Source organism: Desulfoluna sp. CYM3A (assembly GCF_056829965.1).
On record NZ_CP186556.1, the window covers coordinates 1,158,521 to 1,181,470 of the forward strand.

Below are 22,950 nucleotides of genomic sequence, written 5' to 3' on the forward strand. Positions count from 1 at the left end.
TAGGGGCGCAGCGAGTAATTTTTCCGAGTGCAGCAACTTGTTATACGTTACCTGTAACATCTTCGCGGTGTCAAAATTCGGCCAGAAGCGGACATATGGAACATAGCAATAAATGCATGAAAACCGGGTCAAATATTTCGGGATTACACATGGCAAAGTTTTATATTTCATTGATTGACTGCACAGTTATGTTCAAGCTATTTTCTGTCGCCCGATATCGGCTTCCCCAGTCTTTATATTGAGTTTGGTAACTGCATAAAACAGATCTTGGTGTTCCGGCGAGACTCTTCACTAAATCTGTCTTGTAAATGACGTTCTACATGGTCGAGTTTTGAGAGAACGATCGTTGCCAAAGGTATTTTGCGTTTTTACCGATCCCTTTACGAACATCTAGGTCGCAAACTTCAAGCAGATCGTGAAGCGCGGACAATGACTGGTCATCAAACTCATTGAATACATATTCATCCGTTGTGATAGGTCCATCATAATCTGACACATGGACATCCAGTACATAAAGAAAGTGTTTTTTTCCCGCACCATTAGGAAGCGAACGAAGTGCTTTTTCTACCCGCCGTTCATAGGAGAGTTTGCTGAATGGGTTTCGCATTGTGTCTCGGAAGAAGGGAGATTCTCCACCTTTCGAAAACGTAATCGTCGCCGCAAGTCCAAGTGATTTTGCTTCCAGATAGATCACCGCGTCCAACGACTGTGCAATCATACATCCCGTACCCAGGTCTTTATCAACTTGGATCAACTGCACAGAAGATATTTCCGAACACTCGGTTACGAGGTTGGGACGAATTGCAACGTTCCAGCCGCCGAAATTTGCCACGCTGGGATAGAGAATTTGCTCAAATCTGTCATCTTCCAGCATAAGAGAGCTGTACAACGCAGTTGCGCGATATTCTCCATTATTTAAAACAATCTTTCGAAACTGGTCGGCAATAAAAGCATCAAACACAATTTGTTTGGTAGCATCTTCAGGTGCTGTTTTCTCTATTAGTTCCCTCGCTGCCTGAGCTGGTTGTCGTGCAGAGCTGTTAGCAGTGGCGGCGCTGAGTTGTGCCTTCGGTAGTCTGAGCCAGCCGACAATCACGGTATCGAGTCCAATGTCTTTTTTGGGTGACAACTCCAGTACCTGATAAACTTTTCCTTCCTCTGCATCATCTTCCAGAGGCGCTGTTTCGATATCCAGCGCTGCGTAATAAGCCGAGTTTTCTTTGGCGTCGCATTGACCATACCGTCTGTGTGGTGGCTTCTTCGCTACGAGACCAGAAAGATTCGTTTCAAGGTGGCCTTCGAGGGCTTCTCGAATACGAAAGCTATGCGCATTCAATTTCCATGTATTCAACAGGCTCCCGTTCATCATGTTTGTGGAGGCCGATCTGAACTTTGGTGTCTGACATATCTGCAAGGGAGGAGTCTTTGAGAAGGCTAATCACAGCCAGCATTTCATCAAGTGTATAGGGTAAGTATTTGTTATTAGACATTTTGGCGGCTCTATGAGTGTGCGGTGCTCAAACTTCGATTCGATTTTAACCTACCTATAGTGCTTTCTTCGTGACATTAAGATTAACAAATGTCCGCTTTGGGTCGAAATCAGACTGACCACGCCCACCGTATAAATGCTACGCTCAGGGGCGTCAAAAAGTGGAGCGAGGAACGAGCGCAGCTTTTTGGCGTCCCTTGCAGCGAGTAGTTGGGGCGTACTCATATAATTAAAACAAAAATTCTAAACCTTTTATTAATCCAGCTCTGAATGTCTCAATACCTATAAATTTTGTACCGTTCTTAAGCCACACGATAGCCTTTGATTGTATTGACGGCTTTGGCTTTCTTTGGATGTAGGACGATATCGCTTCATAAAGTTCTTTGAATCCGTGTATGAGATCTGCGCTCTCCAGTTGAGCTATTTCGACATCACTGATTAGATCATTATCATAACGAAAAAACACCACGCAAGGAAGTGAAGCTCGGTCTTCTACACCTAAAGCGGCAAGAAAATTAATATTGAATGTATACTGTAGCGTGGCGTGTGCCTGTATCTGTGTGAAGGTAGAATACGCTCAGTTCGTTGCCAGATAACCGATCAAGCTTTGCAAACACACCCCTGATTTTGAAGAATATGGCGAATTGCCTCATCCGTAAAATCATAAAAAATGAAAGCAAATGCTTTAGCCCTTCCTTCTTTTTTATGTTCAGAGCAAATCGTATCAAAACGATTTAAAAAAGAGTCTAAACCATGTCCTATACCGTTACCCAAACCTTGTTCATATATTGGAATCATAATATTGCTCCAATTAAAGAAGACTCCTAAGTTGCCCAACAATTATTATCCGACATTTCTGTCCGATAATCCCCTCTCAGGGACAAATAAGGACAAAACTGCCGGATATTACCCTTGACTCAAGGATTATCCGACAAAAATGTCTGATAATCCGTATAATTCATGTTTTTTCGGACATCCTGCCATGCTGTTCTGTGTACAGAAGAGAACAATGTCCCAATCGAAATCCATGATCTCAAAATCGGCAACTTCTATTGACTGGATAGTCAACGATATATCAGCCATTTATCATCACAGAATTAAATTCTTACTCCTTGATGGACATAATTGCAAGGAAGGATAAAAAAGACCCGGTATGCAAACATTGAAAATGTAAAACGGGCCAGATGGAAGGGTTCAGGTCACTCGAAGAAGTTGATTCCATCGAGTGGTATAGGAAGGGGACTTGTGGTTGAATTGAGTGCGCCATGCTTTGGGCTCTGAAAGGTCAGTGGAGAGTCCGGATGATGCATAACTCACGGTACGGCGTCCCATGTTGGCATTCACCGCATCCATTGCTTTCATCAGGGCCGAAGACTGGTCCCGGTCAACTTTATCAAAGAGGAGTTGTTGCTCTGGTTTTTCCTGGGTCAGCTCCCGCATATGGACCCCCAGCTTTTTGAAAGGTAGGTCTTCCCGGTAAATCTCGGCAAAGGCAGCAAAGGCCCCCTTGATAATTTCCGGGCTGTGGGAAAATTGGCCACCGGAAACCGAAAGGAGGTCTTGTTGTAATAAAAATCAGCCTTGTGGAATCTGTTGCTCATCGCATAGACATCCATCACGCCCACCCGAAGCCCATCCTTACGCAGTTTTTCTGCAGCCCGTTGGGCATAGGAGGTGAGGGGTGTTGAGCCCGAACTTTTATACCGCCAACCATCCTAGGCCTTGACCAAAGCGGTGGCTGCCTCTTTAGAAACGTCATAAGTTAAAGTCGGCTAAAAAAAGGGCACCTCAATTGGGGTGCCCTTTTTTGCGTTTGATTTGCATGGAATAATCCACCGTGGAGGAGGGTAGGCCGGGCAAATCAAAGTGTGCCAATCCAATGCCAAAAGCGCCATCACCTTCCCCGCATTTTCTCCTGCTCCTCCTTATAAATTGCCGCCATCCGATCAATCTTGGCATACTGCCGGGCCAGGAGGTCTTCGGTGATGGTTCGGATTCCCCATTTTTTGAAGTCGATCTGAAGGCCGTTTCCACCCGGCGCTTCTGCCTCATCCAGTTCCGCGTGAAAAGCCCCCACTGATTTCAACAGACGGTGGATGTCTTTGATGGAGTCGCACAGTTCCGAAATTTCGGAGCCTTCGAACATTCCTGGTGACGTGGTCATGGTGAACTCCCAATGAATTAGGTGATAGGGAAAGAAGGGCATAGAAAAACAGGGGGGGCATTCAAGAAGTCGGGAATAGGCCATAGCATTCGTCCGAGGTCATCTGCACTTATGGCTGTACCTGAAAAGCCAAATGCACCGATACACCGGAACCGCAGCGTATAGAACGCAGGGTCTATTTTGCTATGACCTACCCCCTCTGGCCTTGCCCCTGTGCCCTGATGATTCCTTCCCCCAAAAAAATCGGGAAAAGGGACAAGGCTGCCCCAAAAGGCAAAAGAGCCCTTCAGGCATCGGGAAAGGGAAAACGCACCTTCGGTGAGGTGAGGAGGAAAAGAGGCAGAACTCCTTCATTGCCAGTGCAGCTCGAAGACGCGCAGAATTCCGAAGGGGCGTTTTCCCCGCCGTCAGTCAGAAACGCACGTGTTCATGGGCCATTTGAATCGGCAATGATGGTGGTAAACGTGGCGCGGGATGCCGCGCATGAAGGAAAATACGACTTGAAATGGATCGGGGGCTGGTGTAAAAAACCGCTTAGCCATAACGACCTCCTTTGCAGGTTGTTTTGGTCAGGCCTGGCAGGATGTGTCCGCATCCTGTCGGGTCGCCTTTCAATGATAATAACTAGTTATTACGATCCACCATAAATTCATCCTCTCGGAGTGTCAATAGTTTTTTTGTCGTTATATTCCACGGTTATTCATTTCAAAATCCATAGAAATAACCCGCCACCCGCACCGGCCCCCCTCCACAACCTGTCATAGCCCTATACGCGTATGATCGGCAAAGCGGAGCGTGCTCATCTGATGCCTTGCCCTTGCATAAAATATCCGGTTTGGGACGTGCCTACCCTGGTCCCGTCCACCCGCCATTAGAGAATTCAACTCTTTTTACTCAAGTTGTTTCAAAACTATAGTCCGCTACGTGGGCTCGCCCGATCTTTGTTCGTGAAATGAAAAATCGAGCTTGCGATTATGCGAAAGTCTTGCTACAAAATGGGCTCTTTGTTTCTGTGTGTAGAAACAAATGGCTGGCATCTTTTGCTCGGACGTGTTTTTGAGGGCGGTTGGCGCTCCGTGGTCTATGTGACTCATATTTTGGGATTGAGGAGGGGTTGTGAGAGGTAAATTGTTGGTAGGGTTCGTTGGGATGGTTGTGGGGCTGCTCGCAACCGTTGGTGGGGCGATGGCGTATGATATGCCAAGTGTGAACCTGGGATTCACAAGCTTTCTGGACGGGGGGCCGCCATCGGGGCCGGGGTTTTATTACTCTCAGTATGTGCAATACTACGAGTCTGATTCACTGAAAAATGCCCAGGGGGATGCGGCATTGCCGGACGGTGCCGATGAGAATCTTGATATCTGGATATCCATGTCTCAGTTTATTTATCAGTCGGATCAGCCTGTTTTCCTGGGGGGCAAATGGGGTGTGAATGTGATGATCCCGGTGGTGGGGCTGGATATGTCTTACGCCATGGATGCGCCCTTTCCTGAAGACAATGGCACCGGGCTCGGAGATGTTCTTGTGGGGCCGTTTATTCAGTGGGATCCCATCATGGGGGCCAATGGGCCGAAATTTATGCACCGGATTGAGCTTCAGGTTACCTTTCCCACGGGAAAATATGATTCTGACAAGGAACTGAACCCAGGCTCCAACACCTATACATTCAACCCCTATTGGGCATTTACCGCCTTTCTGACGCCAAAGCTCACCGTTTCAGCTCGGCTTCACTATCTTTATAACTTTAAAAACGATGACCCCAACGATGGATTGGTTGGTGTGACGGAGACCCGGGCCGGGGATGCCTTCCATGCGAACTTTACAACGGCCTATGAGGTGATTCCCGGTCGGCTTCGGCTCGGGCTGAACGGATATTATCTCAACCAGTATCAAGATACAGAATATGATGGCAAACGTATCGACGGCACTGCCGAGAAGGTCTTTGCCATCGGCCCTGGCGGTGTGCTCCATCTGGGCAAGGATGATAACCTTCTCGTCAACGTTTACTTTGAATCGGGCGCTGAAAACCGAACGGAAGGCAACCGATACAATGTGCGTTACGTGCATCATTTCTAATTGAGGGCTCCAGCCGGAAGCCCTCTTTACGCCCCCCCCCAACCCGCCCCGGGATCATGTGGTCCCGGGGTGGTTAGCCCGGATATTTCATGCGAAAACAATCAGTCAAAATGTAAATCGACGTTTGCTGTTTGATTTTCTCACCCTTCGGGCGAGCCAAGTGCACCCATCTTCTGCGTTATCAGAGCTTTGAGGTAAACAACGACATCTGCAGCTCTGATGCCTTGAATATGGGTGCACTCGACTCGTGAAATATCCGGGTTAGGGAGGACAGATTCCACGTCTTCTTGATCAGATTTTGCAATGCTCTGCACCACAGATCTGACAGCATCCTTCTTTCTTTACAGAGCCTTTCTGACGTCTTTCCAAATAGAACTATGCTTAATCTCCGCAGGGGCATTTGCCGTCGTGGGATCTGTTTTAACGGCTTGTTTTCCAATGGCAAAAGGCATGTCGTGGCGCTATAATAGGAAAAATGGGCATAAGCTCATATCAACCCAACCCGTGTGGCTTGCGTTCATGAAATGAACGGAGAACATCGGGTCACTTGCACGTCGCTTCGCCCTGCACGAATCCAGTGTGTTCTGAGACAGAGCCTGGGTTTTGCGTGATTTGTTCTGCTGCTGCCAGAAAATAACCAGCCTTCAGTTAATCAAACATCAATACGTCGGGAATGGTCGGATGATGACAGGTGCTGTCTATGCCGACCCTATGGGACTGCCTGTGATGAGCACACACAACAAAAAAAATTACCGATTTAAGTGGTGGTGGGTAGCGTTGACAGGCTTAACGCTGGTTGTGATCATTGCGCTGAGCATCCTGAACATGAACATCAATTCAATTGCGCACACCCAGATCCATAAACTCCTGAATACCTATCTGGCAGGTGGCGGGTCCCTTGATGCCATTGATGTTGAGTTGGCAGAGGGGCGCGTGGAAGTCAAGGGGTTTACCATCAATTCCCGACAACAGTTCGGATCAACACCGCTTCTGCATCTTGAGACCTTGGTGCTGGACGTCAAGCTGATCTCGCTGCTTGTTGGCTCTCTTACTGCAGAAGAGCTCGTGCTGAAAGATCTGTCCATCGTCGTCATACGTGATGACGAGGGAAACGTGAGTGTTCAGAATATCGTGATGCCAGGCAAAGCAGATGCAGAACCTGATACCGATCCCCCTGTGGACCCTGATGAGAGTGGGGTGTCCATTCCCTCTATTGGCATAGATTCCATACGTTTTGAAAACATCCGCATTTCACTTATCGATGGCCTTTCGAAGCAGCAATGGTCCTCTGAGTTGCAACTTGATCTGGCTGTGGATGACCTGCAGCTCCGTGATGTGATGCAGGGGGATATCCTTTGCGGCAAGATCATGTTTGCCTTGAGTGGGCTCAGGGTGGACCAACCACCCGGCTTTGATATGGAGCCGTTTGCCGGCCTGGACAGGTTGGAAATTCACAGTGACGGGCTAGATTTTGGGGCACCGGAAATGGTGATTGAGAGTGTCCGGGTAAAGGGGCCTTCGTTATCCCTGATTGTCCGGGAAGACGGCACATCCAATTGGCAGCGCCTGGGGCAGATCTTTGGCGGGTCGGTGGAAGAACCGGACATTGTTGAGCCGCCAAAAGAGGAACCCGGCATACTTAAACGGTTGATCGGGAGGTTAAAGGGGCGGAGGGGCAAAGCGGATGAACAGATTACGGAGGTGGCGCTCAGCAAGCCCTCCGCCGAAACCAAGCGGCCGGTTATCATGTTTAAAAAAGCCCGGCTGGAAGACGGGGCTCTGACGTATCAGAATGATTCCCTGCCCAAAAAAGGCATCGCTTTACCGATAAAAGACATTGAACTCAACGTCAGTGGGTTGCGCTTGTTTGACACCAGGGAAGAGAGTCCACCGGCCTCTGTCTCGGGATCATTTGCGCTTAGCCAGCCTGAAGATCATCCAACGGCATACCTGGGCCTTTTAGGGGCAATTGGCCATGTCGGGGTCGGTTTCCCCCTGATAAACTCCCAGGTTCGGGTGACAGGTTTCAAGCTGGACACATTGGGTGCCATGGTTCCATCGGCAACACGGAAGGCTATAGGAGCCACCGGCCTTGATGCCGACATCGGGCTTGCGGTCAACACAGAGTCGCTGCACCTTAACTCCTCGATACTGACCGACAGAAATGTGAAGTATAATACCATCAAGATTACGGGCCCCCTCAATGCTCCCAAAGTGCAAATGGATAAAATTCTGCTTGGGGTTGTTGGCCGTTTATCCGGTGGCATTTTCAGGCTGGGAAAAGATAGCATTCATGCGGGGGCTGACATTGCTTCCGGAGGTGTCGAGGTGACAAAGGGGCTGGGCAGTGCTGCCCTGAATATAGGGAAAAGTATTCTAAAAGGTGCCCGTGGTGTTGGTGCCGGAGTCGTAACCTGGGACAAAGAACAAATAAAATCTGGGTTCACGGATTCTACGTCGGGTACTGTTGTTGTTACCGTTGACTCTGCCAGGAACGTGGGAAGTTCCACGGTACAGGGGGGCGCGAGCTCATACTCCAGCCTGAAAGGCGGGGCCAGGTTGAATGCGTGGAATCAGGGGATACCGGAACGCCATGAAGCGGCCATGGAACGGGCACAGAATGCACTGGAAACAATGCCTTACCCGCCTGTTACGGAATGACGGCTTACACAATGGAGTCAACCGGTTAATCTCTCGGCTGGTTATGCGCTTTGCTTTCAGGGGCAAGATAAATGTGCAACGAATGCCGCTGCGCTTTAACCCGGGGGACGCGGGGTAAAGCGCAGGGGCAACCAGCTTTCAAGGTGGCTCATCTTGCCGCTGGAGGCATTGCTTTTTGTCCTTTTCCTGAATCCTTACCCAGCCATCTTCATGGGTTTTTCGTGTAAGGATTCATCGGGTGGTGAAAGGATTCGGTTGAGAATCAACCCTCGACCGGGAATGATGAGCAAAAGGGCCGTGGCCGTCAGTGCGGAGAAGAGGATGATGTATCCGGTCTGGTCGCACAACACGCCCATGGCGGACATCACGATAAACGAAATGATATGATTGGACGCGCATAGCACGGCGAAGTTTGTGGCGGACTGGTGGCCAGCGCTGACTTTCATGATCAGGTTGTAAGCCAGGACCATCATCATGCCCATCATCAGGTACTCAACGGCAAACATCACGGATGCCTCATGGATGGATGGGTGTTGAAGTTTGAGCAACCCTACGGACCACAAACCCACGACCGCCGACATGAGGCATCCCGCAACAAACACCTTCCCTTCGCCCATCCGCTTGATACAGGCCCCTCCGATAACAGACCCTATAATGGACATGGGAGTGCCGAAGTACATCATGAGCTTGCCGATATCATCTGTGTTGAATCCCTTGTCCACCAGCATAGGAAACCGGAGCTGGCTTCCCGCCCGCATGATCAGTGAGCTGATTATCAGGAACATCACGACATACAGGAATGACCCGGTCCTGACAAATGCCAGGGCACTCTAATGCAGTTGTCCTCGGCACGTTGGTCTGTTTTTGCCAGGTGAGGGGCTTGATCTCGCCATGCAGCAAAACAGGCACGGTCAACAGGCAGTAGAGTCCGGTGAGCGCCATGAAGGTATGACTCCAGCCCGATGATTCATACAGCCTTATGAAAAAGCTTGATCCGATGAGCATCCCGGTCCAATAGCCAGACATCTGTATGGTATTGCCCATGGGCATTTCATGGGGCTGTAAGATATCCGTGGCGTATCCATCGACGGCAATGTCTGCGGTGGATGTGCACAGGTTGAGGAAAAACACCACCATGAGTACTTTGTCAAGCTGGGTTTGGGGATCCAGAAACGCCAGAACGGGCAATGCAAGGCAGGTCAGGATCATGAAAGGGGCAAACCAGCTTTTACGGCGCCCCAGCCAGGGAAAGTGCCAGCGGTCAACCTGTGATGCGTAGAGAAATTTTAAGGCCCAGGGACTGTATACCAAAACAGAAAAGCCGATTTCACTGAGACCGAACCCCTGCTTCCGCATGAGAATTGGCAGCAGAACCCAGGTTAAGCCGGTATAGATGTTCTGCAGCATGTACATGACAAACAAAAGGGTCATTTTAAACTGGATCGTTGGGTGCTTCATGATGGGTATAAGGCCTTTCTGGCAATGTCCAATTCCATGGGCATCATGGGGGTTTGAATGGTCTGGCTGCGGACTGTTTGAAAGCCGGTACGGACCATGGCGCCTGCGATAACGCCCTGGTTCATACCGAAATCATGGCCCATGAGCGCTGAGGGAAGCTGGTCCAGCACATAGTGTCCGGGCTGTGTGCGTTCACAGGTCAGTCCATCGGCGATGCTGACAAAGTAACCTCCTGGATTTAGGGATTCATATATTTTTTGCATGAGGCTGTCAATGTTCGGTTCGGCAAAATTGAGTGTCGTGCTTGCCCATATCAGGTCGTATTTTCCGCCAATGGGGTCCTCGTTGTAATCACCCCCCATGGTCGTGATACGATTTTCCATGTGGTGCTCTTTGATGAACTGCTCAGCAATACGGGCAACGGCCGGTTGATCAAAGATGACCCCGTTCATGGTGGGATGTGCTTTGACAAGGGCTATCCCTATGATCCCGGGGCCACCCCCTAAATCCAGCATGGTTTTAAAAGAGGAAAATTCCGGAATGGCCGAGACAATCTCAACGGCCTGTTGAGCTGCCCCGGCTCTCTGGTAGTTGGCCATTGACACGGCATACCGGGCCCAGACCTCTTCATCTCCCATGTCTGTCTCTTTTGAGGGCAGGGGAGGACCTTTTTTGACCAGCGCTGAAAGATCGGCAATGGCACGTTCCCGCATGGACGCTATTTGCCTGAGCATGTCGCTGAAGCAAGTCGGGCTCCCTTCCACAAGGGAGGTTTGTGTAAAAGGCGTGTTCTTGTATAGATGGTTGCTTTTTGTCACCAAGCCCATGGCTGTGAGGCCATTTAAAAAGAGCCTGGTATTTTCGAGGTGGGTTCCCAGGGCCTCAGCCACCTCACGGGATGATCTGGGGTCCTTCAGCTGATTAAACACCTTCAGCTCCATGCCGACGAACAGAAGCTTTGATTGAACCGGGCCCGTCATTATTTCATACAGCGTGCTAAAATCTGCGTCTATTTTCGGGGAATAGGGCATGATGCCGCTCCTTATGTAAGTCTCTATCGTTACGTGGAAAGCCAAATGCGAGGCCTTTGCCTGGCCTGGGGATTGTGAGGGCCGGGTGCTCCGGTAGGTGGAAAAGAGGGGCACCCGGCTTGTTTGTAGGGCAAGAATATCGCGTTGAAAACGGCAACTTACTTTTTGCGTCCAGAGACGTCGGTGTTTAAAAGTAATAACTGGTCGTAATGCCGATTGTTCTGGGGTCGCCATCCTGGACCAGCTCGCCAAGGCCCATGGCGCTGTTGTCGAACAGAGCCGTGACGTATTCTTCATCCAGCAGGTTTTTGCTCCAGACTTCCACCTTCCAGCTCTCGGCTTCGTACCCAAAGCGAAGGTTTACGATCTCGTATGCTTCCTGTTTGGTGTAGTTTTTGGGGTCTCCGTAAAATTCACCTGTGCCGAGGAGTTCCGCCCTTGTGAACAATCCATTTTCGAGGAAATAGGATGCGCCCAGGTTGTAGGTGTACTGCGGGACATTGGGGAGGCTGTTTCCGTCAAAATCATAAAAAGAGCCGTCCTGTTGCAGGGCCTTCCAGTCGTCGAACTCTGATTTGACGTACCCAAAGCCGGAGAACAGGTCCAGGCCGGGAAGGGGGCGGGCCTGAACTTCCAGTTCCACGCCCATGCAATGGGCCTTTGCCGCGTTGTTTATGGACGTGCCTGCGGCAAAGGACCACTCCACCACCTGTTTGTCGTCGATATCGATGTAAAAGGCCGCCAGGTTGGCAATGAGCCTCTCATCCAGCCACGATGTTTTGATACCTGCCTCGTAGTTCCAGGTGTATTCGGGATCATAATAGAACGCCTCTTTATCGCTGGGCATGTAGCCATAGTTGTACCCGCCGACCATGTACCCTTTGGACGCCGTGGTATACGCCATGACATTGCCGGTAAGGTCATAGGCGATGGAGAACTTCGGGAGCCACTCATTGTAATCCAGCTTTTTGTCCTGATCGATGACCCCGGCCCCGCCTTTGCCCGTCATGGTTCCGTGCAGTTGCTGATGGTCAAACCTCAGGCCTGCCGTCAGGTGCATTTTATCCAACACCGTGACCGTGCACTGCCCGAATCCTGCATACCCGTCGATGTCGATATCGGTGTCGGCCTTCATGGCCCAGGCTTTTCTTTCGCTTGTTACTTCAGTTTCTTCCTTGAACCCGTATATTCCCGCGAGCCATTGAAAGGGCCCTTGGTTGTCCGGGGAGAACAGCCTGACCTCCTGGCTCATGTGGTCGATGCTGTATTTGTTGGGCGAAGCCCCCCAGTTGAGGGGGCCCAGGTCATTGGTGCAGTCCATATCGGTGCTGTAGCTGTGGGAATAGTTCCGTAGCCCGGTGACGGACGTCATGTTGAAGGACTCGCCGGAATACTTCATGTTCAGTGTCTGGCCGTTGCCTTCCTGGCGGGAGTACTCATCGGCGTCGTTGTGGCTGATGGTGTTATAATCCGTTGCATACGGTCCTGTGCGGTACCTGTAGGAATTCTGCTGGTCATCGGTGTCCATGAAATCGGCTGTGAAGGACAGGTCCCACTGATCCGTGGGGGTCCACCTCAGGGTGGCGCGGCCGTTCTTCTGGTCTTTTTCAGCGCTTTTATCATCGCCGTTGCATGTGTTTGTGATGAAGCCGTCGGAGATACTTGCTTGAGCCGCAACGCCCAGATAGAGGGTGTTTTCGATAATGGGGCCGCTTGCGTTCATCCCGGCCCGCCAGGAGTCGTAGCTGCTGTATTCGGTGAAAAGCTTTCCCTTGAACTCATTGTCCGGCTGCCTGGTCACAAGGTTGATGACGCCGGATTCACTGTTGCGACCGTACAGGGTCCCTTGGGGGCCCCGCAAAACCTCAGCCCTTTCAAGGTCGAGCAGTTCGGTGTTGTACATGTAGTGCAGCGGGAAATTGACCCCGTCCACATAAAACCCGGTGGGAGAGTAAATGGAGGTTGTAAAGGAGGAGACACCCCTTAAAACCAATAGATTCTCCGCCGAGGATTCGTTCATGAACAGGTTGGGGACATAGCGAACAAGATCACTCATGTCCTTGCTGCCGGAGTCCTCAATGTCGGTGCCGGTGAAGACGGACAGACTCATGGGGACATCCTGAACATGCTCTTCCACTTTTTGGGCCGTAACCGTTACGGGCTCAAGCCGAAAAGGTGACGGTTCTGCTTTCTGCTCCTGTGCCATCGCCAAAGACGCTGATAATGGGGATAGAGCCACCAGTACAACGAGCAGCGACGCCATAAAACCCTTTGGAAATCGATCTCTGTTTCTATTCATGACCTGTTCCTTAAAGCTGAATCTGTTACGAGTGATGGGCCTGAACTTAAGGGGCAAACCGCAGTTCAGCGCATCTGAGTTGCCCTTGCAGCCTCGTTGCCACAAGGCGCTGATGACGGATCATCAGGGTGGGCACCCGGCTCCTTTGAAGGGTGAAAAACGATAAAAATAAAGCCATCATGTAATGGTATTGCCGCAATATAGCGCCGCTGTTCATGGGGTGAAATGGGGGTGGTATGACCGAAACGGATTCTTGCATGACCTGGATGGATTTTTGGACGGAATCGGCTTTAAAGGAGGCAGTCTTCCTCGGTGTGCTGTTGCCTGATTTTTACTTCAGCCGTGCGTGGGCCCAAAGCAAAGGGGGCTCAGGCTTCCGGGAAAGAAGGGGGCTTAAGGCATGGCGCTGAAGCACGTGTTGTTTCGGTAAATGCTCGGCCTGATGCCGAATTTGGTTTTAAAGGCATCGGAGAATCGCCCCGCGTCCATATAGCCAACCTGATACGATATCTCCTTGATATTCATGTTGCCCTCTTCCAGAAGCTGGCGGGCTCTCTCCATCCGATGCTCATGTAAATAGCCGAAGGCCGTTTGCCCACAGACCTGCCTGAACCCGTGCTTGAGCTTGAAATCATTCAGCCCGACTCGACTGGCAAGCTCCAGCAGTGATGGCGGGGTCTGCATATTCTCGACGATAATGCCCATGGCCTCATGGACACGGTCTATATCGGAAGGGCGAAGCGGAGCGGTTTTTTTTATGCTGTGTCTGGCAATGGCAGCCTGTTCAAGTTGAAGCGATATCAACTCAAGGGCCTTGCTTTCGAGGAAGACTCGTTTGATCAGGCCCTGATACGGGCAATTGAGAAGCTGGTGAAGGGCGGTTTGCATGGCAGGGGGCATGGAGCCCGCATAGTGGTAGTGGGTCTTGGGGCACCCCTCCATAACAGCCCGGAGATCGGCGGGGGCTTGCTCCATATCCCCCCGGGAGAACATGCCCAACACGACCGGGTCGACCTGGATGTGGAGCATGTGAACGGGTTTTTCAGGGGGAAATTGGCTGTACCCTTGGGAATTTGGAAAACAGGATACGGTGCATGTGCCTGTCTCTGCCTGGATGATTGTCGGCTTGGGTTTCCCCAGGTTGACTATGGATCGGCCGCTTCCTGAGAGTACAAAGCAAAAGAGCAGTGGGGACCGCTCCATTTCGAAACGGGAGGTCACGCCTTCGGCATAGGTTGCCTTGGTAAGAATCAAGGAGAGCCCGGGCCTTAGGGGGATTTCTTTGGTCCATCCCTGCTCACCGTTTTCGGGCCGCCTCAGTTCAAGGTCCATATGATCTGAAACGATGTCGTCGGAACGTTGATGCCTTAATTCGGAGTCCATACAGCACACCCTTTACACACGGTTTGTTTAAAACGTAGCCCGCATGGTGTCTGAATGGCGGCAAAGGAGTGATATCAAAACATCGTGTGACGTGCTTTATTGCCTGGCGGGTGCCGATACCTCCGGTATGTGCTCAGGCAATAAAAAACCCACACAGGATCTCTCCTGTGTGGGTTACCGTTTTTCATACCACAACAACGTCATCACTTTGGTGCCATAAAGTGATAACACATCTCCATTCAGGTAAGTCTTCTGACTCCCGGATCATCCTACTGGCTGCGCCTTCCCGTCACAGTGTGGCAGTGGCTGTGTGCAGCGTTCGTCCCCGGTTACAGCGGCGGGCCCGTTCCTGATTTTCACAGGATTCCTTGTTATACTGATTTTATTCAGTACCTGAAGTCAGGGCCGAAGCAAATATCGAAGAAACCAAATGAAACCCTCAGGCTGCGTGGTGAGTCACCAGCGTGTTGCCCACGGTGTTCGGGTTACTTCATCACGGCATTCCCAGGGAATGTGTTTTTTTCTGCTTGGGCCCCTGTATGTCTGCCAGAATACATTGTCGAAGAGGGGATATCCCATCGGCTGATCATGAACTGCACATAAAAAAGGCAATCGGCATCATATCCTTTGCCAACAATTATTCTGGATTTATTGAATTGTCATTACATGAGGGGTTTATGGATGTCAAACGGAAAAGGTTCTGGTTCGGTGAAGGTTTGTATTGGCATGTGGTGTTGAGGGTCGCCTGCATAGGCCATGGCCGGTAATGGCTTATCTGAGATGTCGTTGATATGGAAGGGAGCTGGTGGAGCAAGGTGGGTTATGTCTTTTTCGGCATCGGAAAGCCGTATGCGAAGCGGCGGATTCGCATACCTTTTAGGGCGGGGTAAGCAACGATCATGTCGTTACCCCTTTCCCCATAACCATCGCGACCTGACAACGTTTTATACAATCAGGATGGGCAAAACGAAGCTTTAACCCTTCTGGTCATCAAGACGCGACTCCTTCATATTGGATCGTGCTTCCCAGTGTTCCATGCACTTTCTGAAAATGTGGGGGTAGACCACGTAGTGGCGGAATGGTCGGATACATCTCATGTAAAGCGCGCTGAAACTGCTCCTGTACTTGATGTACACTGCAAGGCGGACCTTCCACTTTCCTTCTCCCGAAGGAGACCAGGCATAGTGCATCAACGCATGCTCGGTGGAATTGGAGAGCTCATGGAGCGTTTCGTCCTCGAAGGTATACACTGGCCTGAAGTCCATATAGTCGCGCGTTGAGATGTCCATCGCGCGCTGCGGAGTGTTTTTTTCAAGGTCCCTCTCCTGCAAACGATCCCGAAGGCTCTTTTCTCTGCAGCCCGGAATGGGGTGATTGTTCAAGTTGTTATCGATACGAAATAACGCGCCTACAACCTTTCGTACCCTGAAGAGCATTCCCGCTAAGGAGACATCGTAAATGTCCTTCATCATGGGCTCAATGGCGGATTTCTGGAACAAATGTAAATCGACCCCGTCCTTTGCGCTGAATTCATATGGAAACTCCCAAGTATCCTCGAGTATGAAATCGGAAGCCAGGGAACGGACCCTCCAGTTGAATTTGGTATGCGTTGAGGCTGCGGCAGTAAAATCCATGATTACTCCTCTGTAAGACTCGTTATTCCCAAAAATGATGGACCCTTCTTGTTACCAAATCACATAGCAGCATGTTTTATTTTCAGCTAACGCTGCTGGTTGAGAGGGACCCTCTCAATTAAGCACAGAACTGTGGAATAGTCCCATTGAAATTTAGCCCGGGTATTTCATGAGAAAACGGACCATCTCTAATAATAGAGAGTTATTCCAAGTCGTTGTTGTAACGAAAGATTAGATATTTCAAAGGTATAAAATGTAATTCACGGTTTCCTGCTCGATTTTCTCACCCTTCGGGCGAGCCGAGTGCCCCATGGTCCTCGTCATCCGGGTGTTGAAGGGCATTTGTCAACAACTTGCAAAGGCGTTAAGCCCGGATGTTCCGTAACAACTGATTATCGCCGTAGTGGTGAGCAAGAACCGTCGGTTATTTATTGGATGAGGGGATACACGGTGGATACGCTGAGGAAGATACGACATGGGCACCTTTCCTGTGTGCCTTTTTGGTCGGCAATAGATGTCGTCATGGGCATCATCTACAAGATCATGGTGCTGCTCGGCACTGGTCTGGGGGGCGCGTCCCGATGTGAGGAAAGGGGCATGGCGGGGGATGGTGGTGACGTTTCAACTAAGAGCGGCCATGGACCCGTGCCGCCGGGCCTTGGGTTTCTGTCGCTTTTTCTGGTGGGGGGCGTGGCGTATGCCGCCAGTGGTTATCTGCTGAGCCTTTTTCACTATTCGGTCAGGGGCCCGCGTGTGTTTATGTATGGAATCTTTATTGCGGGGTTTGCTGCGCGGTTCGGCGAGGCTCGCCTGGACAGGGCCGAGGCCATGTTTGGGGCAGGGAAGAGTCTGGTGGGACGCTTCCTTTTTGGGGCCTCGGGTGCGGCCTCCCTTGGTGCCGCTTATTATGTGCTCAAGCACCCGGACATTATGAGCCTGGGCGACGAGGTGTTGAGAGGTACCGCTTCAGGGGGAAGGGCGGCTGTTCTGTGGCTTCTGATTGCCGGGGTTCTCTACGCAGGGTTCTTCAGGCCCCTGGCATGCAGCGTGTGGGTGACTTTCGCGTATTATGCGGGCTCCGAGGATTCAAGAGGCTATGTCCTGAACCCTTTGAACGCCTTGATCTTGGTTATGGTCCCGGTGCTGTATGTTGTCTCCATGGGAGGCGTTGGTGTTGGAGCCTTTTTTTTCGGTAAGGCTTTGGTCTTTGCGTCGGTGACATGGGCAGAGTTCGCTGGCTGGGTGGTGTTCTGGGGCGCTGTGGTGGCTTCCGCAGGGGCGGTGGGGGTGCTGCTGTTGAGCGCTGCGGGTCTTGTACGTACCACTATATCTTACGCTGTTGAGGTGGGGCTCCTGGCGTATGTCATGTCCCAGTGTATGTACGGCGCAATATATCTGTTTTTTGATATTCGGGGCATGGTGGATATGACCCGGGTGTTGATGGCTGTTCCTGTGGTGTCGGTTTGTGAAACGGCGCTGTTCTGGGGGCTTGTTTTTGCCGGTGTTGTGGTGCCGGTCCGTTTTTGGAGGCAAGGCATCCGGTATGCGCCTGAAGGCGTGGTGATGCATCTTTATTTTTCAGGGATTCTCGGCCTTGTTTTCAATGTACCTGCGCACAGTGTTGTTGTTGCTCGTTATGTGGGGGCTGTTTCGGGGCTTTTTGGCTGGGTGCCCAGTGTTTTTTGACGGAGGCGGTGTCCCTTCCTGTTTTTGTTTGAGAGCGCAAAAGGGCCCTGCAGTTTATGCTGCAGGGCCCTTGATGTTTCTGGCGGTATCCAAGGCTTGCCGTTGACGTTACTGTCGGACCCGCATCGTGCCGTCCCCGCTTTCGATGAGACGGACCCTGTCCCCCACGACGTATTCGTCGTCTTTCTCCTGGACAACCACCATGATGCGTCCGTCGTCGAGTTCCAGCTCGATCTCAACCCCGGGGCGCATGGCCCGTGAGCGCTCGGCTGCGCTTCCCGCGGCAGCTCCGCCCAGGGCTCCGGCGGTGGTGGCCAGGGTGCTGCCGCTGCCTCCGCCGATGGTGGAGCCCACAATCCCGCCTACCACGGCACCTCCCACGGCTCCTGCGCCGCTTTCTTCATGCTGGATCTGCACATCGGCCACATTGAGGACTGTGCCATAATAAACGGACATGGCCTGCTGGGCCTGGCCGGGTTTGTAGGTTTTGCTTCCCTGGCTGCCGGGCTGGCACCCCAGAAGTGCGGTTGAAACAAAAATAGCCACGGCATAGGCTGCGATTTTTGTGTTCATTTTGGAGGGTCTCCTTGGTTTTATTTGTGGTGAACAGGCAGGGGGTGATGAGGTCGGCGGGCAAGGATGGCATGGCAATGCCCTGGGTTAGATTTTAGGTGTAAAAGGTATTGATTTCGTAAGTTTATAGTAAGGGTTCTGATTTATCAATACCAAATCTCAGGGCCGGGGGGCGGAGCCCTGGAATCGGGAGGGGGTGGCGGTTTATTTCAGGGCTCGCATAATGGATCAAAGAGTGATATATCGATAGAAATTCGAAAAATGTCTTTTCGTCTCAATTATGTAAAAAAATCAGTAAATCAAGATAGATATTATACCTTAGACTTTCGGTTGTCTGCAGCGGACCGAAAAGAGGACCAAGGAGGAGCGCATGGGCACGTCCTTTGACAGGGATAAGGCCGTTGAAACGGCCATGGGTCAGATTGAACGCCAGTTCGGTAAAGGGGCCATCATGAAGCTTGGGAACCGGGAAGTGGCGTCAGTGCCCGTTATTCCCACCGGTTCCATCGCCCTGGACAAGGCCCTGGGAGTAGGTGGTGTGCCCAAGGGTCGCGTCATTGAGATCTACGGCCCCGAATCATCCGGGAAAACCACCCTGACCCTTCATATTGTGGCTGAGTCCCAGAAACGCGGGGGCATTGCAGCTTTCATCGATGCCGAGCACGCCCTGGATGTTGTGTACGCCCAGAAGCTGGGGGTCAACTGCGACGACCTGCTCGTGTCCCAGCCCGACACCGGTGAGCAGGCCCTTGAGATCGCCGACATGCTGGTCCGAAGCGGCGCTGTTGATGTGCTCGTGGTGGACTCCGTGGCGGCCCTGGTGCCCCGCGCCGAGATCGAAGGGGAGATGGGCGATGCCCACATGGGCCTCCAGGCCCGCCTCATGAGCCAGGCCCTTCGTAAGCTCACCGCCACCATCGGTCGCACCAACACCACCGTGATCTTCATCAACCAGATCCGTATGAAGATCGGCGTGGTCTTCGGCAACCCCGAAACCACCACCGGCGGCAACGCCCTGAAGTTCTACTCATCCGTGCGCATGGAGATCCGTCGTTCGTCCGCCATCAAAGACGGCACCGAGGTCATGGGTAACCGTACCCGCGTGAAGGTGGTGAAGAACAAGATGGCGCCTCCCTTCAAAGAGGCGGAGTTCGACCTCATGTACGGCGAAGGCATCTCCAAGACCGGAGAGCTCATCGACATCGGTGTGGAAGCCGGTATCGTGGAAAAGAGCGGCGCGTGGTACTCCTACAACGGAGAGCGCGTGGGCCAGGGCCGTGAAAACGCCAAGAAGTTCTTTGCCGAAAACACCGAGCTGTACGACGAAGTTCTGGGCAAGGTCAAAGAAGCCCTGGGCATTGCCGAAGCCCCCGCGGACGAGGCGGCGGACGCATAATAGGGTGGTTCTGCAAGGAATCATTTGATAAACTGAAAAAAGGGCGCTGCGCCTGATCAGGCGCAGGCCCTTTTGCTGTTTATTTGTGTATATTATTTTTGGTGGCCTCGAAAAAGCCCGGCGACCCTCCCAGGCGGGTCGATCCCAGGGAACCCTATTTTCGAGAACGTCGATTTTGACCATTTACCACAAGGGACCGTAACGGTCCAACCCGGGGCCAAGGGCCCTGCCATGGAGCAAGGTGATGAAAGGCAGCGAAGCGCGAAAACTCTTTATCGACTACTTTAAGAAGCACAACCACCGGAACGTCAGGAGCTCGTCTCTTGTGCCGTCGGATGACCCCACTCTCCTTTTTACCAACGCGGGCATGGTGCAGTTCAAGCGTACCTTCATCGGCGAAGAGAAGAGGGACTACACAACGGCCGTGACGAGCCAGAAGTGCGTTCGCGCCGGGGGCAAGCACAACGACCTGGAAAACGTCGGGTACACGGCTCGCCACCACACCTTTTTCGAGATGCTCGGCAACTTCTCCTTCGGCGACTATTTCAAGGAGCAGGCCATCACCTTTGCCTGGGACCTTCTCACCAACGGGTACAAGCTTCCCGTGGACAAGCTCTGGGTCTCCATCTACCTGGATGACGACGAAGCCTTTGAAATCTGGAACAAGAAGATCGGCGTGCCCGAAGACCGCATCGTCCGCCTGGGCGAAGCCGATAACTTCTGGGCCATGGGCGACACCGGGCCCTGCGGCCCCTGCACCGAGATCCACATCGACCGTGGGGAGCGCTTCGGCTGCGACAACCCCAACTGCGCCGTGGGCTGCGACTGTGACCGTTACCTGGAGATCTGGAACCTCGTGTTCATGCAGTACGAGCGGGACGAAGAGGGGACCCTTACCCCCCTTCCCAACCCCTGCATCGACACCGGCATGGGCCTTGAGCGCATCACCAGCATCATGCAGAACGCGGATACCAACTACGACACCGACCTCTTTACCCCCATCATCGGCAAGGTGGAGGAGCTCTCCGGCAAGAAGATGACGGACGGGGGCGACACCGCCATCGCCATGAAGGTCATCTCCGACCACAGCCGCGCCGCCACCTTCCTCATCAGCGACGGGGTCATGCCCGCAAACGAAGGCCGGGGCTACGTGCTGCGCCGCATCATGCGCCGCGCCATCCGGTACGGTCGTTTTATCGGGCTCACCGAGCCCTTCCTCCACACCACCAGCCGCGTGGTCATGGAGATGATGGCCGACGCCTATCCTGAGCTCAAAGAGAGCGAAGCCTTTATCACCAGCGTGATCAAAAACGAGGAAGAGAGCTTCTCCGTGACCCTCGACAACGGCCTGAGGCTTCTGGAAGAGGCCCTGGAGGACGTGAAGGCGTCTGAGGCGAAAGTTCTCTCCGGGGATGTGATCTTCAAGCTTTACGATACCTACGGTTTTCCCGTGGACATCATCCGCGATGTCATCACCGACGACACCATCACCCTGGATCTGGAAGGGTTTGACAAGGCCATGGAAGCCCAGCGGGAAAAATCCCGCAGCAGCGTGGCCTTTACCCGGAGCGGAGAAGCCTTCCGCAAGCTCTCTGCAGCGGGTGTGAAAACCGAGTTCACCGGGTACGCAGGCCTTACCGGAGAGTCCAAAATCCTGGTGGTGGCCGTGGACGGTGAAGAGGTGGAGGCTCCGGCTGCGGGCACCGACGTGGAGGTTGTGGTGGAAGCCACGCCGTTCTACGGGGAGTCCGGGGGCCAGATGGGCGACTGCGGGACCCTCTCAGGGGAAGGATTTCAGCTGACCGTCCTCGATACCATCAAGGACCCCACAGGCCTTTTTATCCACAAGTGCCGCGTGGAGAGCGGAGCGGTGAAGGCAGGTCTCATGGCGACTCTGGCCGTGGATTGCGATAAACGCGCCGCCACCGCCCTGAACCACAGCGCCACCCACATCCTCCATGCCGCCCTTCGCTCGGTGCTCGGCGAGCACGTCAAGCAGGCAGGCTCCCTGGTGGGCCCGGAGCGCCTCCGGTTTGACTTTACCCACTTTGCCCCGGTGGACCGCGCCACCCTGGATGCCATCGAAGCCCGCGTCAACGACTGCATCCGCATGAACGTGCCCGTGGGCGTGGAAGAGATGGACGCTGAAGAGGCCATGAAGACCGGCGCCACCGCCCTGTTCGACGAAAAGTACGGGGACCGGGTCCGCGTGGTCTCCATGGGGGATTTCTCCAAAGAGTTCTGCGGGGGCACCCACACGGCAGCATCCGGCGACATCGGCGCCTTCCGTATTCTTTCGGACTCCGGCATCGCTTCGGGCGTGCGGCGTATCGAGGCCCTCACCGGTGCTTCGGCCATCGAAAGCACCCAGAAGAGCCTCCACACCCTTGCCGAGGCATCAGCCATGGTCGAGGAGCGGGCCCGGAGAACTCTCCGAGCGCCTGGAAAAGATCCTGGCCGATAACAAGGCTCTTGAAAAAGAGCTCAAGCAGCTCAAGATGCAGATGGCAGGCAAAGCCGCCGAAAGCCTCGATGACGACATCAAAGAGGTGAACGGAGTCCGCGCCGTGGCCAAGAAGGTCTCCGTGGAAAACCCGGCCCAGCTCCGCGAGCTGGCCGACCGTTTCCGCGACAAGATCGGCTCCGGCGTTGTTCTCCTCGGCACCGAGTCCGGCGGAAAAGCCCTTCTGCTTGCCCTGGTGACCAAAGACCTCACCAAAACCTACAAAGCCGGTGACATCGTCAAGAAAGCCGCAGCCATCGTTGGCGGCGGCGGTGGCGGCCGTCCCGACATGGCCCAGGCCGGTGGCTCCAAGCCGGAACACTTGGACGAGGCCCTGAGCTCTCTGTTCGAGTACCTCGGCTAAGTCAGGGCCACCTTGACGCCAGATGAAAAAACAAACCCGCGACTCATGCCGAGTCGCGGGTTTTTTGTTGGGCGCCATAAAAAATCAAAGCAGCCTTCGGCGGCAAGGTGGGGGTATCTGGAACCCGATGAAGGGGGGCGGTTCGCGTGACTTTAACATCCTGGTATGCGATCCCCTGTAGGGTGTGCTTGCGCACCAAGTGTTCGAAAAACCGACGCCTTCTGATATTTTGA

Annotated in this window: 17 protein-coding genes and 1 riboswitch; of the genes, 6 read left to right on the forward strand and 11 right to left on the reverse strand. The window is 52.8% G+C overall.

Features of this window, described 5'->3' with window-relative positions; genetic code table 11:
* Window positions 1–316: 316 nt before the first annotated feature.
* The 4 genes from ACOYW1_RS06175 to ACOYW1_RS06190 all read right to left on the reverse strand — a co-directional run bounded on the left by ACOYW1_RS06175 (window position 317) and on the right by ACOYW1_RS06190 (window position 3,653).
* Window positions 317–1,351, reverse strand: a complete 1,035-nt coding sequence (locus ACOYW1_RS06175) for an RES family NAD+ phosphorylase (RefSeq protein ID WP_482422085.1) — start codon at window positions 1,349–1,351, stop codon at window positions 317–319.
* Between the two features lie 738 nt (window positions 1,352–2,089).
* Window positions 2,090–2,287: a hypothetical protein gene (locus ACOYW1_RS06180; protein ID WP_482422086.1), complete on the reverse strand. Its 198-nt coding sequence runs from the start codon at window positions 2,285–2,287 to the stop codon at window positions 2,090–2,092.
* 396 nt (window positions 2,288–2,683) lie between these two features.
* The gene (locus tag ACOYW1_RS06185; protein ID WP_482422087.1) at window positions 2,684–2,929 is read right to left on the reverse strand and encodes a DUF4113 domain-containing protein; all 246 of its coding nucleotides are present in this window, start codon (window positions 2,927–2,929) and stop codon (window positions 2,684–2,686) included.
* Window positions 2,930–3,383: 454 nt separating this feature from the next.
* Complete coding sequence (locus ACOYW1_RS06190; RefSeq protein ID WP_482422088.1) at window positions 3,384–3,653, reverse strand: hypothetical protein; 270 nt, start codon at window positions 3,651–3,653, stop codon at window positions 3,384–3,386.
* 1,116 nt (window positions 3,654–4,769) lie between these two features.
* Between ACOYW1_RS06190 and ACOYW1_RS06195 the strand changes: the two genes are divergently transcribed.
* Both ACOYW1_RS06195 and ACOYW1_RS06200 read left to right on the forward strand, forming a co-directional pair.
* Window positions 4,770–5,729 (forward strand): SphA family protein, encoded by a 960-nt coding sequence (locus tag ACOYW1_RS06195; protein ID WP_482422089.1) that lies wholly within the window; start codon window positions 4,770–4,772, stop codon window positions 5,727–5,729.
* A gap of 681 nt (window positions 5,730–6,410) precedes the next feature.
* Window positions 6,411–8,390, forward strand: coding sequence for a DUF748 domain-containing protein (locus tag ACOYW1_RS06200; RefSeq protein WP_482422090.1), 1,980 nt, complete (start codon window positions 6,411–6,413; stop codon window positions 8,388–8,390).
* A 194-nt stretch (window positions 8,391–8,584) separates the two neighbouring features.
* Here the strand turns inward: ACOYW1_RS06200 and ACOYW1_RS06205 are convergent, their stop codons facing one another.
* The 6 genes from ACOYW1_RS06205 to ACOYW1_RS06230 all read right to left on the reverse strand — a co-directional run bounded on the left by ACOYW1_RS06205 (window position 8,585) and on the right by ACOYW1_RS06230 (window position 16,195).
* On the reverse strand, window positions 8,585–8,899 hold the full coding sequence (locus tag ACOYW1_RS06205; RefSeq protein WP_482422091.1) for a hypothetical protein: 315 nt from the start codon (window positions 8,897–8,899) through the stop codon (window positions 8,585–8,587).
* A gap of 187 nt (window positions 8,900–9,086) precedes the next feature.
* Complete coding sequence (locus ACOYW1_RS06210) at window positions 9,087–9,848, reverse strand: MFS transporter (RefSeq protein ID WP_482422092.1); 762 nt, start codon at window positions 9,846–9,848, stop codon at window positions 9,087–9,089.
* Entirely contained in the window at window positions 9,845–11,113 is a 1,269-nt protein-coding gene (locus ACOYW1_RS06215; RefSeq protein ID WP_482422093.1) for a methyltransferase, read from the reverse strand. The genes ACOYW1_RS06210 and ACOYW1_RS06215 overlap by 4 nt, the downstream gene beginning before the upstream one ends.
* Window positions 11,067–13,178, reverse strand: a complete 2,112-nt coding sequence (locus ACOYW1_RS06220) for a TonB-dependent receptor (RefSeq protein WP_482422094.1) — start codon at window positions 13,176–13,178, stop codon at window positions 11,067–11,069. Before ACOYW1_RS06220 ends, ACOYW1_RS06215 begins: the two co-directional genes overlap by 47 nt.
* Before the next feature lie 393 nt (window positions 13,179–13,571).
* Entirely contained in the window at window positions 13,572–14,561 is a 990-nt protein-coding gene (locus tag ACOYW1_RS06225; protein ID WP_482422095.1) for a helix-turn-helix transcriptional regulator, read from the reverse strand.
* A gap of 225 nt (window positions 14,562–14,786) precedes the next feature.
* Window positions 14,787–14,973: riboswitch (cobalamin riboswitch) on the reverse strand.
* 562 nt (window positions 14,974–15,535) lie between these two features.
* Window positions 15,536–16,195 (reverse strand): DUF2867 domain-containing protein, encoded by a 660-nt coding sequence (locus ACOYW1_RS06230; protein WP_482422096.1) that lies wholly within the window; start codon window positions 16,193–16,195, stop codon window positions 15,536–15,538.
* Window positions 16,196–16,498: 303 nt separating this feature from the next.
* Here ACOYW1_RS06230 and ACOYW1_RS06235 point away from each other — a divergent pair, with 303 nt between their 5' ends.
* Window positions 16,499–17,881 (forward strand): hypothetical protein, encoded by a 1,383-nt coding sequence (locus ACOYW1_RS06235; RefSeq protein ID WP_482422097.1) that lies wholly within the window; start codon window positions 16,499–16,501, stop codon window positions 17,879–17,881.
* A 108-nt stretch (window positions 17,882–17,989) separates the two neighbouring features.
* Here the strand turns inward: ACOYW1_RS06235 and ACOYW1_RS06240 are convergent, their stop codons facing one another.
* Window positions 17,990–18,454, reverse strand: coding sequence for a glycine zipper 2TM domain-containing protein (locus ACOYW1_RS06240; RefSeq protein WP_482417058.1), 465 nt, complete (start codon window positions 18,452–18,454; stop codon window positions 17,990–17,992).
* A gap of 370 nt (window positions 18,455–18,824) precedes the next feature.
* Here ACOYW1_RS06240 and recA point away from each other — a divergent pair, with 370 nt between their 5' ends.
* From recA to ACOYW1_RS06255, 3 genes are all read left to right on the forward strand, one after another.
* A complete protein-coding gene (recA, locus tag ACOYW1_RS06245; protein WP_482422098.1) occupies window positions 18,825–19,850 on the forward strand; it encodes a recombinase RecA in 1,026 nt (341 codons plus the stop codon).
* A 244-nt stretch (window positions 19,851–20,094) separates the two neighbouring features.
* On the forward strand, window positions 20,095–22,314 hold the full coding sequence (alaS, locus tag ACOYW1_RS06250; protein ID WP_482422099.1) for an alanine--tRNA ligase: 2,220 nt from the start codon (window positions 20,095–20,097) through the stop codon (window positions 22,312–22,314).
* On the forward strand, window positions 22,238–22,717 hold the full coding sequence (locus ACOYW1_RS06255) for a DHHA1 domain-containing protein (protein ID WP_482422100.1): 480 nt from the start codon (window positions 22,238–22,240) through the stop codon (window positions 22,715–22,717). Before alaS ends, ACOYW1_RS06255 begins: the two co-directional genes overlap by 77 nt.
* Window positions 22,718–22,950: the final 233 nt, after the last annotated feature.

What these genes read in the sequence shown, in the direction of transcription:
- ACOYW1_RS06185 (WP_482422087.1), bottom strand. Translation starts at nt 2,929, where the DNA reads ATGCGGGAGCTGACCCAGGAAAAACCAGAGCAACAACTCCTCTTTGAT.
- recA (WP_482422098.1), top strand. Translation starts at nt 18,825, where the DNA reads ATGGGCACGTCCTTTGACAGGGATAAGGCCGTTGAAACGGCCATGGGT.
- ACOYW1_RS06230 (WP_482422096.1), bottom strand. Translation starts at nt 16,195, where the DNA reads ATGGATTTTACTGCCGCAGCCTCAACGCATACCAAATTCAACTGGAGG.
- ACOYW1_RS06210 (WP_482422092.1), bottom strand. Translation starts at nt 9,848, where the DNA reads ATGAAGCACCCAACGATCCAGTTTAAAATGACCCTTTTGTTTGTCATG.
- ACOYW1_RS06180 (WP_482422086.1), bottom strand. Translation starts at nt 2,287, where the DNA reads ATGATTCCAATATATGAACAAGGTTTGGGTAACGGTATAGGACATGGT.
- alaS (WP_482422099.1), top strand. Translation starts at nt 20,095, where the DNA reads ATGAAAGGCAGCGAAGCGCGAAAACTCTTTATCGACTACTTTAAGAAG.
- ACOYW1_RS06190 (WP_482422088.1), bottom strand. Translation starts at nt 3,653, where the DNA reads ATGACCACGTCACCAGGAATGTTCGAAGGCTCCGAAATTTCGGAACTG.
- ACOYW1_RS06220 (WP_482422094.1), bottom strand. Translation starts at nt 13,178, where the DNA reads ATGAATAGAAACAGAGATCGATTTCCAAAGGGTTTTATGGCGTCGCTG.
- ACOYW1_RS06215 (WP_482422093.1), bottom strand. Translation starts at nt 11,113, where the DNA reads ATGGCGACCCCAGAACAATCGGCATTACGACCAGTTATTACTTTTAAA.
- ACOYW1_RS06200 (WP_482422090.1), top strand. Translation starts at nt 6,411, where the DNA reads ATGATGACAGGTGCTGTCTATGCCGACCCTATGGGACTGCCTGTGATG.
- ACOYW1_RS06225 (WP_482422095.1), bottom strand. Translation starts at nt 14,561, where the DNA reads ATGGACTCCGAATTAAGGCATCAACGTTCCGACGACATCGTTTCAGAT.
- ACOYW1_RS06240 (WP_482417058.1), bottom strand. Translation starts at nt 18,454, where the DNA reads ATGAACACAAAAATCGCAGCCTATGCCGTGGCTATTTTTGTTTCAACC.